This window comes from Mycobacterium sp. B14F4 (assembly GCF_039871645.1).
In the GTDB taxonomy this organism is placed as follows: Bacteria; Actinomycetota; Actinomycetes; order Mycobacteriales; family Mycobacteriaceae; genus Mycobacterium.
In genome coordinates this window covers 38,820-52,290 of sequence record NZ_JBDPMF010000008.1, presented here as the reverse complement: position 1 = coordinate 52,290, position 13,471 = coordinate 38,820, and the positions used below count along the sequence as shown (strand labels likewise).

The 13,471-nt window shown below is 67.5% G+C and carries 11 protein-coding genes and 1 pseudogene; 5 read left to right on the top strand and 7 right to left on the bottom strand.

All coding sequences use genetic code 11. The features are described from left to right. Positions 1-14 precede the first annotated feature (14 nt). The 4 genes from ABGB19_RS20655 to ABGB19_RS20640 form a co-directional block, all read right to left on the bottom strand. Entirely contained in the window at positions 15-1,568 is a 1,554-nt protein-coding gene (locus ABGB19_RS20655; protein WP_347687866.1) for a PE-PPE domain-containing protein, read from the bottom strand. A gap of 126 nt (positions 1,569-1,694) precedes the next feature. Continuing rightward, the gene (locus ABGB19_RS20650) at positions 1,695-2,705 is read right to left on the bottom strand and encodes an SMP-30/gluconolactonase/LRE family protein (RefSeq protein ID WP_347687865.1); all 1,011 of its coding nucleotides are present in this window, start codon (positions 2,703-2,705) and stop codon (positions 1,695-1,697) included. 22 nt (positions 2,706-2,727) lie between these two features. Beyond that, on the bottom strand, positions 2,728-4,113 hold the full coding sequence (locus tag ABGB19_RS20645; RefSeq protein ID WP_347687864.1) for an aspartate aminotransferase family protein: 1,386 nt from the start codon (positions 4,111-4,113) through the stop codon (positions 2,728-2,730). Next, complete coding sequence (locus tag ABGB19_RS20640; RefSeq protein WP_347687863.1) at positions 4,110-4,631, bottom strand: Lrp/AsnC family transcriptional regulator; 522 nt, start codon at positions 4,629-4,631, stop codon at positions 4,110-4,112. The genes ABGB19_RS20645 and ABGB19_RS20640 overlap by 4 nt, the downstream gene beginning before the upstream one ends. A gap of 122 nt (positions 4,632-4,753) precedes the next feature. Here ABGB19_RS20640 and ABGB19_RS20635 point away from each other — a divergent pair, with 122 nt between their 5' ends. The 4 genes from ABGB19_RS20635 (at position 4,754) to ABGB19_RS20620 (ending at position 9,648) form a co-directional block, all read left to right on the top strand. Next, positions 4,754-6,244: a gamma-aminobutyraldehyde dehydrogenase gene (locus ABGB19_RS20635; RefSeq protein ID WP_347687862.1), complete on the top strand. Its 1,491-nt coding sequence runs from the start codon at positions 4,754-4,756 to the stop codon at positions 6,242-6,244. Between the two features lie 198 nt (positions 6,245-6,442). Then, positions 6,443-6,904, top strand: a complete 462-nt coding sequence (locus tag ABGB19_RS20630; RefSeq protein WP_347687861.1) for an ester cyclase — start codon at positions 6,443-6,445, stop codon at positions 6,902-6,904. 57 nt (positions 6,905-6,961) lie between these two features. Continuing rightward, positions 6,962-8,557: an NAD(P)/FAD-dependent oxidoreductase gene (locus ABGB19_RS20625; protein ID WP_347687860.1), complete on the top strand. Its 1,596-nt coding sequence runs from the start codon at positions 6,962-6,964 to the stop codon at positions 8,555-8,557. 143 nt (positions 8,558-8,700) lie between these two features. After that, on the top strand, positions 8,701-9,648 hold the full coding sequence (locus ABGB19_RS20620; RefSeq protein ID WP_347687859.1) for a sigma-70 family RNA polymerase sigma factor: 948 nt from the start codon (positions 8,701-8,703) through the stop codon (positions 9,646-9,648). Here the strand turns inward: ABGB19_RS20620 and ABGB19_RS20615 are convergent. Next, positions 9,578-10,195, bottom strand: a pseudogene (locus ABGB19_RS20615) (carboxymuconolactone decarboxylase family protein); the annotation flags it as partial. The gene ABGB19_RS20620 and the pseudogene ABGB19_RS20615 overlap by 71 nt on opposite strands. Before the next feature lie 226 nt (positions 10,196-10,421). On the opposite strand from ABGB19_RS20615, the gene ABGB19_RS20610 reads away from it, so the two are divergent. Next, complete coding sequence (locus ABGB19_RS20610) at positions 10,422-10,847, top strand: hypothetical protein (protein WP_347687858.1); 426 nt, start codon at positions 10,422-10,424, stop codon at positions 10,845-10,847. 80 nt (positions 10,848-10,927) lie between these two features. Here the strand turns inward: ABGB19_RS20610 and ABGB19_RS20605 are convergent, their stop codons facing one another. Both ABGB19_RS20605 and sdhA read right to left on the bottom strand, forming a co-directional pair. After that, positions 10,928-11,707 (bottom strand): succinate dehydrogenase iron-sulfur subunit, encoded by a 780-nt coding sequence (locus tag ABGB19_RS20605; RefSeq protein ID WP_347687857.1) that lies wholly within the window; start codon positions 11,705-11,707, stop codon positions 10,928-10,930. A gap of 1 nt (position 11,708) precedes the next feature. Next, positions 11,709-13,463 (bottom strand): succinate dehydrogenase flavoprotein subunit, encoded by a 1,755-nt coding sequence (gene sdhA, locus ABGB19_RS20600; protein WP_347687856.1) that lies wholly within the window; start codon positions 13,461-13,463, stop codon positions 11,709-11,711. Between the last annotated feature and the right edge of the window lie 8 nt (positions 13,464-13,471).

Sequence of the window (13,471 nt, the reverse complement as noted above, 5' to 3'; positions counted from 1 at the left end):
CGCGCGTCGCGTGATCACTCGTTCGCTGCTCCGTGGTGATCGTCCTCGGAGGCGCCACCGACGGAGGTGTTACCCGCGGACGGCGAATCGACTGGCGAGCGATCGGCGGTGTCGGTAGCGCCCGCCTCGTCGTCGGCATCGTCACTCGCGCTGGTGGTCCCACGCTGCTCACTCGGTTTCGAGTCTTCGGTGCCGGTGGTCTGATTGTCCGAGGTCGACTGGTCGGTCGTCCCGGTCTGTCCGCTCGACGTCGACTCGGTGACGCTCACCGTCTGCTCACTACTCGTCATCGGCTCGTTGGTCGCGGTCTGCCGCGTCGATGTTGACTGGCTTTGCACGATCGGCGCCGACTGGGTGATGGTCGCCGGCGGAGGATCGTGCGGCGGAGGGGCCAAACCGAATAACTTGGCGGCGTTGTTGACGCCTTCGCCGACCGCATTGACCAGATCTGTGGCCACCTTCCCGGGGTCGAGCGTCGGGATCAGGCGCGCCGGGGTGGGCTGCCACGCCGGGATGCTGCGGTCATAGCCCAGTTCCACGATCACCCGGAAGAACGGTTCGACGACATCGATCAGCGACTCGGGCACTCCCAGGGTGCGCAGCGGACCGAACAGCGGCAGATCCGGGTTCTCGAAGAAGTAGTAGTCGGTGTCGCCGTGCTTGCCCTGGTAAGCGGGAGACTTCGTCGGTTCGGCGGGCAGGCTGACGTCTAAGAGGTACATGTGCACGTACACAACGCCCAGAAGCGCGTTCGTCAGCGAGATGACATTGAGCGGATACAACGGTAAATCGGAGAAGCCGTCGTACTGGCGGTTGATCTCCACTGTGTCGAACTGTGTGTTGGTCGGCGCGGGGCCGTTGAACGTCAAATCGAGGATCGGAATGTAAAGTCCCGCGAAGCGGCTGGCAAGGCCGCCGTTGGGCAGATTGGGATCACCGCTCAGCACGAAATCGACATCGGGAGCCTTGGTTCCCGCCGGATACTGCTCGGCCAGCTTGCGCTTCGTCACATTCGCCACGCCCGCGCCCTGTGAAACGCCGAATATGACCAGATGGTCGCTGGGGTTCTCGACCATCGCCGCCTGCAGATCGGCCGCCCCGTCCTCAAGCGACTGATCGCCGGAGCGGTCGAAGAGGCCTGAGAGTTTCCACCACGGCTCGTCCGGCCACGCTGGGCCATCTAGCCCGAAGAGGCTCTGCGGCCCCAACGCGAGCCCGAGGAGGCGGAACACCCCCGTGACGGGCCAGAATTCCTGGGGTGTGGTCACCGGGACGTACTCGATGTTCTGGCCTGGATGAGTCGGCGCGACGAACTGGTTCTTGACAGATTCGATCAAGGAGTCGTCGGGCGTCGGGCAGGTGGTTCCGCAGACGATCAGGGCGGTCGCGTCGGCAGACAGCTTCACCGCCGGCGACTCCGTCGAGACCGAGGCCGGCACAACCATGGCCGTCACCACCAGGGCGGCACCGATCGACACGGTCATCCGGGTACCGATGGGGCGGAACACCCCGATTCCCAGCGCGAGCGCCGATGAACCGATTCGACCGATGTACTTTGCGCTGCTCATCGTCGTTCTCCATCCGTGTCTGGATGTGAATCGTCGCTCGCGTTCGGTGCCATGAGAGCAGTAGGGCACCACTGCAATCTCGACGATCGCCGCGGTGGACCACCTGGTCGCGGTTCTCGACAGAGGCTAGATCGTGAGCCTCGCGAGGTCGGCGTGCGCGACGGCGGGCGATCCGATGCACCCCATCCACAGCCTGCCGTTCGCCTCGACCAGGCCCGTCACCATCCCGAACGACGGATGCTCCGTGCGCAGGCCCGCGACGACCTCGCCGGTGTCGGGATCGAACGCGACCGCCCACACCTCCGGCTTGATCTGCGGCTGCAGACGGTCGGGCAGCTTCCACACCAGCTTGCGCAGCAGGGGCGGACTGGTCGCGAGCCGCTCGGCGGCGGCGTTGACCGGCGAGACCATCGCACACCAGATCCGGCCGTCGGCGCCGGTGGACAGGTTGTCGGGGTGGCCGGGCAGATTGACGTGAAGCGGCGTCACGGTCCCGGCTCGCTCACCGGTCAGCCAGTACTTCGACAGCCGTCGCGCAAGCGTCTCGGCGAACACCAGCGCCGACCCGTCCGCCGTCGGTGTCACGCCGTTGGCGAAGTACAGTCCCGCGGCCACCGTGAGCACGGTGCCGCCGGCGTCGCGGCGGAACAGGCTGCCGCGGGGCCGCGCCTCGAGCACCGCCCCCTTGAAATGGGCGTAGCTGAAGGCGCTCGTCGACTCGGTGAAATAGATTGTGCCGTCCGGTGATTGGGTGACGTTCGAGCAGAACATCAGCCGCCGGTCGTCGACCTCGGCGACCAGCGTCTGCAACGCTCCGGTGTTCGGGTCCAGGGCCAGCAGACCGCCCGGGCTGGTGCACACCAGGATCCGCCCGTCGTGCGCGACGTGCAGGCCGAGGGGCCGGCCCTGCGCCGTAGCGACGACGGATGCGTTCCCGTCGGCGGTGATCCGCAGGATCCGGCCGTCGTCGACACCGGTCCAGATCGCGCCGTCGCCGTCGACCACCACGTCCTCCGGCGCGTTGCCGGGCAGGCCGACGACGGTCAGATCGGCCGGCGGCAGATCCGGCAGCGGGTCGACGGGCGGCGGCTGCCAGCGGACGGGATCGATCGGTGGCTTCGGTGACTTCGTCGGCACCCGACCGACGCTACGCCGCCGCCTAGAGCATGCGGCTGGCTTCGCCCAGCACGCGGTGAAGGATGTCGTAGATCGCGTCGAACTCCTTCTTGCCGCTGATCAGTGGCGGCGCCAGCTGGACGACCGGGTCGCCGCGGTCATCGGCGCGGCAGTACAGCCCGGCCTCGAACAGGGCCGAGGTCAGAAAGCCGCGCAACAGTCGCTCGGACTCCTCGTCGTCGAAGGTCTCCTTGGTGGTCTTGTCCTTGACCAATTCGATGCCGTAGAAGAAACCCTCGCCGCGGACGTCACCGACGATCGGCAACTCCAGCAGCTGTTCGAGGGTCGCGCGGAAGACCGGTGCGTTCTCCTTGACGTGGTCGTTGATGCCTTCGCGCTCGAAGATGTCGAGGTTGGCCAGCGCGACCGCCGACGACACCGGATGCCCGCCGAACGTGTAGCCGTGCGCGAACGTCGTCTTGCCGTCGTTGAATGGTTCGAAGAGCCGGTCGGAGGCGATCATCGCGCCGATCGGCGAATAGCCCGACGTCAAACCCTTGGCGCAGGTGATGATGTCGGGCACGTAGCCGAAGTCGTCACAGGCGAACATCGAGCCGATCCGCCCGTAGGCGCAGATCACCTCGTCGGACACCAGCAGCACGTCGTACTCGTCGCAGATCTCGCGGACCCGCTCGAAATACCCTGGCGGCGGCGGGAAGCAGCCGCCCGCGTTCTGCACCGGCTCCAGAAAGACAGCGCACACCGTATCGGGTCCCTCGAACTCGATCGCCTCGGCGATCCGGTCGGCGCAGTACTGCCCGAACGCCTTGGCGTCGTGGGCATACGGCTCGGGTGCGCGGTAGAAGTTGGTGTTCGGCACGCGGAAGCCGCCGGGTGTCAGCGGCTCGAACTGCTCCTTGAACACCGGCAGGCCGGTGATGGCGAGCGCGCCCTGCGGGGTGCCGTGGTAGGCGATCGAACGCGAAACCACTTTGTGCTTGCCGGGTTTGCCGGTCAGCTTGAAGTAGTTCTTGGCCAGTTTCCACGCCGACTCGACGGCCTCGCCGCCGCCGGTGGTGAAGAACACCCGGTTCAGGTCGCCCGGCGCGTAGCCGGCGATGCGGTCGGCCAGTTCGATCGCGGTGGGGGTGGCATAGGACCACAGCGGGAAGAACGCCAACTGTTCGGCCTGCTTGGCGGCGGCCTCGGCCAGTTCCTTGCGGCCGTGCCCGACCTGCACGACGAACAGCCCCGAAAGGCCGTCAATGTAGCTCTTGCCCTTGTCATCCCAGATCATCACGCCTTCGCCGCGGGTGATGATGGGAGGCGTGATGCCCCGTCCGTGCCGGGCGAAGTGGCCCCACAGGTGCCGGCTGGCTTTGGCCTCCAGCTCGTTGGAGACTTCTCGAGTGATATCGGTAGTAGTCATCTTGTACCCCAATTATATTGCTGCTTAACAAGTTTCAGGTAAACAAGGGTCTCGGTGGATATCACTCCCGGCAGTGCGCGGATCTGGGTGTTGAGGAGATCGAGAAGGTCGTCGTCGTCCGCGCAGACGACCTCGACGATGGCGTCGAACGAGCCCGCGGTCAGCACCACGTAGTCGACCGACTCGATGGCGGCGAGTTTCTCGGCCACCCGGGTGGTGTCACCGGTGCAGCGGATGCCGATCATCGCCTGCCGGGCGAAGCCCAGCTGCATCGGATCGGTGACCGCGACGATCTGCATGACGCCGGCGTCGACCATGCGCTGCACGCGCTGGCGCACGGCGGCCTCCGACAGGCCGACCGCCTTGCCGATGCCGGCATAGGAGCGGCGCCCGTCCTGCTGCAACTTCTCGATGATCTGCTTGGACAGATCGTCGAGCTGGAACGCCGCGCCTGGGCGAGATTGGTTGACGCGGAACGAGACGGGACCGATGCCGTGCGCGAAACCCGGGTTAGGCATGCATGTGATTGTGCACGGAATCCGTCGTAGCAAGCAACTATGACCATGAAATCGATCGTTTGAGGGGCCTACGGCGGCAGTAATGCGTAGCTTACGGCGGTGCGGTCGGTTAGCGTGAGGCCATGACGGCGGTATCCACCAGCGTGGCAGGCAGTTGGATCGACGGTGCCCCGGTGGTCACCGGCGGCGCTGCGCACCGGGTGATCAACCCCGCGACCGGCGACTCCGTCGCCGACTACGCGCTGGCGACACCCGCCGACGTGGACGCCGCGGTCGCGGCGGCGCGCGCCGCCCTGGGCGAGTGGTCGAGCGCGAAACCCGCCGAGCGGGCCGCGGTGCTGTTCAAGCTGGCTCAGCTGGCGGACGGCAGCGCCGGGGTGCTGGTCGCCGAGGAGGTCAGCCAGACCGGTAAGCCGGTGCGGCTGGCCGCGGAGTTCGACGTGCCCGGCAGCGTCGACAACATCGACTTCTTCGCGGGTGCGGCCCGCCATCTCGAGGGCAAGGCCAGCGCCGAGTACTCCGGCGACCACACCTCGAGCATCCGGCGCGAGGCGGTCGGCGTGGTCGCGACCATCACACCGTGGAACTACCCGCTGCAGATGGCGGTGTGGAAGGTGCTGCCCGCGCTGGCCGCCGGCTGCTCGGTGGTGATCAAGCCCTGTGAGCTCACCCCGCTGACCACGCTGACGCTGGCGCGGCTGGCCAGGGAGGCGGGACTACCCGACGGTGTGCTCAACGTCGTCACCGGCGCCGGCTCGGATGTCGGGTCCGCCCTGGCGGGGCATCGCGACGTCGACGTGGTGACGTTCACCGGCTCGACGCCGGTCGGTCGCAAGGTGATGGCCGCCGCCGCGGTGCACGGTCACCGCGTGCAGCTGGAGCTCGGCGGCAAGGCGCCGTTCGTCGTGTTCGACGACGCCGACCTCGACGCGGCGATCCAGGGCGCGGTCGCGGGCGCGCTGATCAACACCGGCCAGGACTGCACCGCGGCGACGCGGGCCATCGTCGCGCGCGATGTCTACGACGACTTCGTGGCGGGCATCGGCGAACTGTTCGGCAAGGTCGTCGTCGGCGATCCGCAGGATCCGAACACCGACCTCGGGCCGCTGATCTCGACGGCGCACCGCGCGAAGGTGGCGGGGATGGTCGAGCGCGCGCCCGGTGAGGGCGGGCGCATCGTCACCGGCGGCTCGGCGCCGGATCTGCCGGGCTCGTTCTACCTCCCGACGGTGATCGCCGACGTCGACGAGCGCTCGGAGGTGTACCGCGACGAGGTCTTCGGGCCGGTGCTGACGGTGCGCTCGTTCACCGACGACGACGACGCGCTGCGCCAGGCCAACGACACCGATTACGGGCTAGCGGCCTCGGCGTGGACCCGCGACGTGTACCGGGCGCAGCGGGCTTCGCGCGAGATCAAGGCCGGCTGTGTGTGGATCAACGACCACATCCCGATCATCAGCGAGATGCCGCACGGCGGTGTCGGCGCATCCGGCTTCGGCAAGGACATGAGCGACTACTCGCTCGAGGAGTACCTGACCGTCAAGCACGTGATGAGCGACATCACCGGTGTCGCCGAAAAGGATTGGCACCGAACGATTTTCGCGAAAAGGTAACGGTCGGCGACCGTACCGCAGGCCCGAAGACTGCACGAAAATCGCGGAATGGCATCACCAGTGGGCAACCTCTCTCACGCAGGTCGGTATGGTCGCTTGCCGCGAGCGGCGCGAATCGAAAACGTCGACGTTGACTGCGGTTCTCGGTAGCGGGATGCTTAGGGATTGATCTGATCCTCCGTCCGGGAGGTCATCCAGATGTCCGAGACCAACGCAGCCGGCACGCACGACGTCCCCGTGCAGCTCGATCGTGGATTCATGGAGAGTTGTTGGCGGTCGATTCCTGACTTGCATTTCGACATCATCGGGCCCAGGTGCTTCGCCGACGGCGCGTCGGTGCTGATGGTTCCCTGGAAGATGACTGGGACGCACCTGGCCGCATTCGATCCGCGGGGCTTCGCTCCCACCGGACGCCGCATCGATGTCGATGGAGTCGACGTGTACACCTTCCGCCGACACAAGATCGCCCATTACGCGGCGTATTACGACAACTCCGCGGTGGCTCGACAGCTCGGACTCCTGCCTGCGTCTGGCAGCCGCACGGAGACGATGTACGTCGCGGTGCAGCGCTTGCAGGCGCGGCTGGGCCGCGAAGCTGAGCGCCTGGGTGGGCAAAGGTTCCACCCTCTTTCGGCCTTCCCTCGGGCACGGAGGCATTGACACCAAAGGGGTCTACGCGCTCGTCTGGGCGCGGACGGTCACGCAAGAGGAGCAACAATGGTTTCCAGCAATAGCGGTCAGGAAGGCTCGCCGCAGCAGGCGCGGAAAGACACCTATGACGTCGTCGTCGTCGGCGCCGGCCTCGGTGGGCTGACCGCGGGCGCATTGCTCGCGCATGCGGGCAAGAGCACGCTCGTGGTCGAGGCCGACGAACTTCCCGGTGGCTACGCCCATGCCCTGCGATCCGGGGGCTACACCTTCGACCGCGCCGACCACCTTCTCACCAGCTGTATGCCGGACGGCCCGTTCGGCCAGGGCGTGGTCGACGCGGTCCTGCGCGAACTCGGCGTCCGTGACCGCTGCGAGTTCGTCCGCGTCGACGACCCGTTCTACGTGACCCGCTATCCGGGCTTCGAATGTGCGGTTCCGTGCGGGCGCGAGGCGTTCGTAGAGGCTCACCTGCAGCACTTCCCCTCGCAGGCCCGCGGGCTTCGCCGTCTGGCGACGCTCAGCAGCGAGATCTACCGCGAGTTCCTGAACTTCCCGATGCGTCCGCGGCTGCCGGATATCGCGCTGATCCCGCTGCGCTACCGCGCAATCGCCCGCTACACGAACGCGACGTTGAAACAAGTGCTCGACCGGGAGTTGACCGACCCGCGTCTCAAGTCCGTGTATGCCTCGTTGGTGTGGACGTGGCTTGCCGTGCCACCCTCGCGGGCGTCCTTCATGTTGTGGGCGGCAATGATGGGCACCTACATCGACGACGGCGCCTATTACTGCCGGGGCGGCTTCCAGCGGCTGGCCGACGCGTTCGTCGCGGGGCTTGAAAAGGCCGGCGGTGAGTTGCTCTTGGGCACGCGCGTCGCGCGCATCCGCACCGCCGATCGCCGCGTGACCGGCGTCGAATTGGAGGGTGGGCAGCGGGTCACCGCCTCGACCGTCATCTCCGCGGTTGACGCTCGCGCCACGTTCGAAGATCTTCTGAACCCGGACAACCTGCCCGCCCGGTTCATCCGCCGACTCCGCAAGCGCGAGGTGTCGGCTTCTGTTTACTCGATCTATGTCGGTACCGACCTCGATGCGCGAGCGTTGGGCGCCCACCACGAGACAGTCCTCGCGCGCGAGTGGGACATCGAACGCATCTACGCCGACGGGCGCGCGGGGCGAGTCTCGGGAGGGTTTGTGGTCATCCCGTCGATGACCGATCCATCGCTGGCGCCGGCGGGCGAACACGTCGTGATGATTCAAGGCGCCGCCCCGCGTGAGTCCGGCGAGACATCGGCCGACCACCGCCGCGTCGCCGCGGACCTGCTGAGCCTGGGTGAGGAGGTCCTGCCCGGGCTGGGCGAGCATCTCACCTTCCTCGAGCCGGCTACGGGAGAGTCGGGGGCATCGCACCCGCGCGTGCATCGCATGGGCCCGATCTATGGCTGGACAAATACGACCGCGAATGCCGGTGTCAGACGGCTTGCTCCGACTACACCGGTGTCCGGACTGCTCCTGGCCGGCCACTGGACCCAGCCGGGAGCCGGCATGTTCACCGTTGTCGAGTCCGGCATCCAGGCCGCGCGCCTTGCCCTCGGTGTCAACGCGGCCGCACCTCCGCTACCGCTGGGGCTCACCAGCACGCGAGCGGTCCGACCCGCGGCATGAGCAAGGGCTCGCGCCCCTGTCGCGCCCGCGCTTTCGCGCGCGGCCCCCTGCACCTGCGTTGCGACGCCGCGTTGGGCGTTCCGTCGCGGAGGAATCGGTCCGGCGACCAATCCTGGCGTTACCGTCACCCTTAGGCTGGTGCTATGACCGCCAGCACGCGGATCGACGAGTTCGAACGCCTGCGGCCGCATCTGCTCTCCGTCGCCTACCGGCTCACCGGCACTGTCGCCGATGCCGAGGACATGGTGCAGGACGCGTGGCTGCGCTGGAACACCGCCGATGCGGAGTCCATCGCCGACCTGCAGGCGTGGCTCACCACGGTGGTGAGCCGGTTGAGCCTGGACCGGTTGCGCTCAGCGGCGCACCGACGCGAAACCTATGTGGGCCAATGGCTTCCGGAGCCGGTGGTGACCGGATTGGATCGCGACGACCCGCTCGCGGCGGTGGTGGCCGGTGAGGACGCCCGGTTCGCTGCGATGGTGGTGCTCGAGCGGCTCAGGCCGGACCAGCGGGTGGCGTTCGTGCTGCACGACGGGTTCGCCGTGCCGTTCGGCGAGATCGCCGACGTCCTCGGGGTCAGCGAAGCGGCAGCCCGGCAACTGGCGTCACGAGCACGACGCGCCGTCGCCGACGCACCGCCGCCCGTCGCCGACCACGAGCACAACCAGGTGGCCGGTGCGCTGATGGCCGCGCTGGCCGCCGGCGACATGGAAGCCGTTGTGCGCCTTCTGCATCCGGATGTCACGTTCACCGGGGACTCGAACCGCAAAGCGCCGACCGCGCCGCGCGTCATCCACGGCCCCGAGAAGGTGGCGCGCTTCCTGTTCGGCCTGGCCCGTCGCTACGGGCCGGGCTGGCTGGAGGCGAACCAGCCGGCTCTGGTCAACGGCCAGCTCGGCACCTACACGGTCGGCACGACACCCGTCGAAGGGCGGCCGGCGGTGACGCCGCGGGTGACCGCGATGACCGTGTGCGAGGGGCGGGTGTGCGCGATCTGGGACATCGCCAACCCGGACAAGTTCACCGGCTCGCCGCTTCGCCCGTCGAGCCCTCCGTCGCCCACGGCACCCGGCACGCGTCACCGGAGCTGAAGCCCTGCTCGGTGATGCCGAGCGCCGAGTACATCCGGGCCCGCATGTTCTCCACGCCGATCTGGTACGTCAGCTCGATCACCCCGTCGTCGCCGAACCGGCGCTTGAGGTCGGCGACCTGCTCGTCGGTGATCGTGTGCGGGTCGGTGGTCATCGCGTTCGCGTAGACGATCGCCGCGCGCTCGTCGTCGGAGAACAGCGGTGACGTCGCGTACTCGTCGATGTGCTTGAGCCGGTCGACGTCGAGGCCGTCGAGGCGCTGCAGCATCGAGCCGAAGTCGACGCACCACGAGCAGCCGACCGTGCGGGCGGTCCAGAAGACCGCGATCTCGAGCACGTTCTTCGGCAGCTTCTTCGACGCCGAGCCCAGCATGCCCTCGTGCACCACGTTGGCCAGCATCAGCCGGGGGTGGTGCGCCGCGACGGCGAACGGTTCGGGCACCTCGCCGAACCGGCGCCGGGCGACCCGGTAGAGGAGCTTGGTCAGCAGCGAGGCGCGCTGCGGGGGAAGGGGTTCGATGCGCGGTTTCTGTGTTTTCTCGGTCATGCCCTATGGACGAGACAGCGCCGCGAAGTGTGACACCTCGGCCCGCTCGCCGCGCGGTAACGCCCGACGCGTCGCCGCGATATTCGAATAGGGGGTCACCGTCTGAGATCGTTCAAGGCCGTCCACGGCGGGGTGTGGCCAGCCAGCAGGAGTTGGTCTTCTCAGCGTTCCGATTTGAGTCGGGGCATTCGGAGTCAGTTTTGTCAATGACAACGAGGAGTTGGGAATGGACCTCAAGAAAGCCGTGGCACAGGGCGCGATCGCAGTCATTCTCGGGGGCGCCGCACTGGGGCCCGGTGCCGCGCTCTCCGACGCCGAACCGGATTGGGGCGGCGGCGAGCACGACGAGTGGGAGGACGCCGACTGGCGCGACAACGACTGGAACAGGCCCGGCTGGAAGGACTGGGACGACCGCCAGGAATGGAAGCGGTGGAACGACCACGACTGGGACAAATGGTGGCGCGTCAACAAATGGCGTAACGACGACCGCCCGCCGTGGGGCTGGGGTCCGCCGCCGGCCGTGCACTGGCGCGGACACCCGCCACAATGGATCGACTACTGGGGCTTCCGGGTGTATCCGGTGTGGTTCCCCCACATCAAGGTGTTCGGCTTCTGGCTGTTCGGGATCTTCATCCCGGTGATCATCATCTAGCGCGATGCCGCGAGACTGAACTTGTGCAGGCGTCCTTGCCCAATCTCGCTGCACCAAGTTCAGTCTCGGCGTGGTGCGGACTAGCGCGCGAACATCAGCGCGCGCTTGACCTCCTGGATGGCCTGCGTGACCTGAATGCCGCGCGGGCACGATTCCGTGCAGTTGAACGTCGTGCGGCACCGCCACACCCCGTCGACCTCGTTGAGGATGTCGAGCCGCTCGGCGGCGGCCTCGTCGCGGCTGTCGAAGATGAACCGGTGCGCGTTGACGATCGCGGCGGGACCGAAATAGCTGCCCTCGCTCCAGTAGATCGGGCAGCTGGTGGTGCAGCACGCGCACAGGATGCACTTGGTGGTGTCGTCGTAGCGGGCGCGGTCGGTCTGGCTCTGGATACGCTCGCGCGTCGGCGGGTTGCCGCTGGTGACCAGGTACGGCTTGATCGCGCGGTAGGCGTCGAAGAACGGCTCCATGTTCACCACCAGGTCCTTCTCCACGGGCAGGCCGCGGATCGGCTCGATGGTGATGGTGAGCTGCTTGCGGGGGTTCTTCGGCAGCAGGTCGCGCATCAGCACCTTGCACGCCAGCCGGTTGACGCCGTTGATGCGCATCGCATCCGAACCGCAGACGCCGTGCGCGCACGACCGGCGGAACGTCAGCGTGCCGTCGAGGTACCACTTGACGTAGTGCAGCAGGTTGAGTAGCCGGTCGCTGGGCAGGCACGGCACCCGGAAGCTCTGCCAGCCGGCGGCGTCGGGGTCCTCGGGGTTGAAGCGGGCGATCTTCAGCGTCACCATCACCGCGCCCTCGGGCACGGGCGGCAGCTCGGGATCCTTGGTCTGCACCTCTGGTGCGATGGTCATCTCAGTACTTCCGTTCCATCGGCTCATACCGGGTCTGCTCGACGGGCTTGTAGTCCAGCCGGATGTCGGAGAGCAGATCGGTGCCCTCCTTATAGGCCATCGTGTGGCGCATGTAGTTGGTGTCGTCGCGGTTCGGGTAGTCCTCGCGGGCGTGCCCGCCGCGCGACTCCTTTCGGTTGAGCGCGCCCACCACGGTCACCTCGGCCAGCTCCAGCAGGAAGCCCAGCTCGATCGCCTCCAGGAGGTCGCTGTTGTAGCGCTTGCCCTTGTCCTGCACCGAGATTCGGGCGTAACGCTCCTTGAGCGCGTGGATGTCGGTGAGCGCCTGCTTGAGCGTCTCCTCAGTGCGGAACACCGCCGCGTTGTTGTCCATCGACTGCTGCAGCGCACCGCGGATGTCGGCGACCCGTTCGTTGCCCTGCTCGGAGAGGATGTCGGAAACCCAGTCGACCACCATGCCCGCCGGGTCCTCCGGCAACTCGACATGGTCGTGGCCCAGCGCGTAGTTGGCCGCCGCGATGCCCGCGCGACGGCCGAACACGTTGATGTCCAGCAGCGAGTTGGTGCCCAGCCGGTTGGCGCCGTGCACCGACACGCACGCGCACTCGCCGGCGGCATAGAGGCCCGGGATGATCGTCGTGTTGTCGCGCAGCACCTGACCGTTGACCGTGGTCGGGATGCCGCCCATCACGTAGTGGCATGTCGGGTAGACCGGCACGAGTTCCGTGACCGGGTCGACGCCGAGGTAGGTGCGGGCGAACTCGGTGATGTCGGGCAGCTTGGCCTCGAGTACATCCTCGCCGAGGTGGCGCACGTCGATGTAGACGTAGTCCTTGTTCGGGCCGGCACCGCGGCCCTCGAGCACCTCCAGCACCATCGAGCGGGCGACGATGTCGCGCGGCGCCAGGTCGACGATCGTCGGCGCATAGCGCTCCATGAACCGTTCCCCGTCGCCGTTGAGCAGCCGTCCGCCCTCACCGCGCACCGCCTCGGAGATGAGGATGCCCAGACCGGCGAGGCCCGTCGGGTGGAACTGGTGAAACTCCATGTCCTCCAGGGGAAGTCCCTTTCGGAACACGATGCCCAGCCCGTCGCCGGTCAGGGTGTGGGCGTTGGAGGTGGTCTTGTACATCCGGCCCGACCCGCCGGTCGCGAAGACGATCGCCTTGGCGTGGAAGATGTGGATGTCGCCGGTGGCCAGTTCGTAGGCGATGACGCCGGTGGCCACGGGACCGGACTGCGTCTCGGTGATCGCGATGTCGAGGGCGTAGAACTCGTTGAAGAACTCGACGTCGTGCTTGACGCAGTTCTGGTACAGCGTCTGCAGGATCATGTGGCCGGTGCGGTCGGCGGCGTAGCAGGCCCGGCGCACCGGGGCCTTGCCGTGGTCGCGGGTGTGCCCGCCGAACCGGCGCTGGTCGATGCGGCCCTCGGGGGTGCGGTTGAACGGCATCCCCATCTTCTCGAGGTCGAGCACCGCGTCGATGGCTTCCCTGCACATGATCTCGACCGCGTCCTGGTCGGCGAGGTAGTCGCCGCCCTTGACGGTGTCGAACGTGTGCCACTCCCAGTTGTCCTCCTCGACGTTGGCCAGTGCGGCGCACATCCCGCCCTGCGCCGCGCCAGTGTGGCTGCGCGTCGGGTACACCTTGGTCAGCACGGCGGTGCGGGCGCGCGGGCCCGCCTCGACCGCGGCGCGCATGCCCGCGCCGCCTGCGCCGACGATGACCACGTCGTAGCGATGCTCTTGAATCATCGTGCGTC

Coding starts and splice junctions, on each gene's coding strand:
- ABGB19_RS20655 (WP_347687866.1), bottom strand. CDS start 1,568: ATGAGCAGCGCAAAGTACATCGGTCGAATCGGTTCATCGGCGCTCGCG.
- ABGB19_RS20620 (WP_347687859.1), top strand. CDS start 8,701: ATGACCGCCAGCACGCGGATCGACGAGTTCGAACGCCTGCGGCCGCAT.
- ABGB19_RS20605 (WP_347687857.1), bottom strand. CDS start 11,707: ATGACCATCGCACCAGAGGTGCAGACCAAGGATCCCGAGCTGCCGCCC.
- sdhA (WP_347687856.1), bottom strand. CDS start 13,463: ATGATTCAAGAGCATCGCTACGACGTGGTCATCGTCGGCGCAGGCGGC.
- ABGB19_RS20630 (WP_347687861.1), top strand. CDS start 6,443: ATGTCCGAGACCAACGCAGCCGGCACGCACGACGTCCCCGTGCAGCTC.
- ABGB19_RS20645 (WP_347687864.1), bottom strand. CDS start 4,113: ATGACTACTACCGATATCACTCGAGAAGTCTCCAACGAGCTGGAGGCC.
- ABGB19_RS20640 (WP_347687863.1), bottom strand. CDS start 4,631: ATGCCTAACCCGGGTTTCGCGCACGGCATCGGTCCCGTCTCGTTCCGC.
- ABGB19_RS20635 (WP_347687862.1), top strand. CDS start 4,754: ATGACGGCGGTATCCACCAGCGTGGCAGGCAGTTGGATCGACGGTGCC.
- ABGB19_RS20625 (WP_347687860.1), top strand. CDS start 6,962: ATGGTTTCCAGCAATAGCGGTCAGGAAGGCTCGCCGCAGCAGGCGCGG.
- ABGB19_RS20610 (WP_347687858.1), top strand. CDS start 10,422: ATGGACCTCAAGAAAGCCGTGGCACAGGGCGCGATCGCAGTCATTCTC.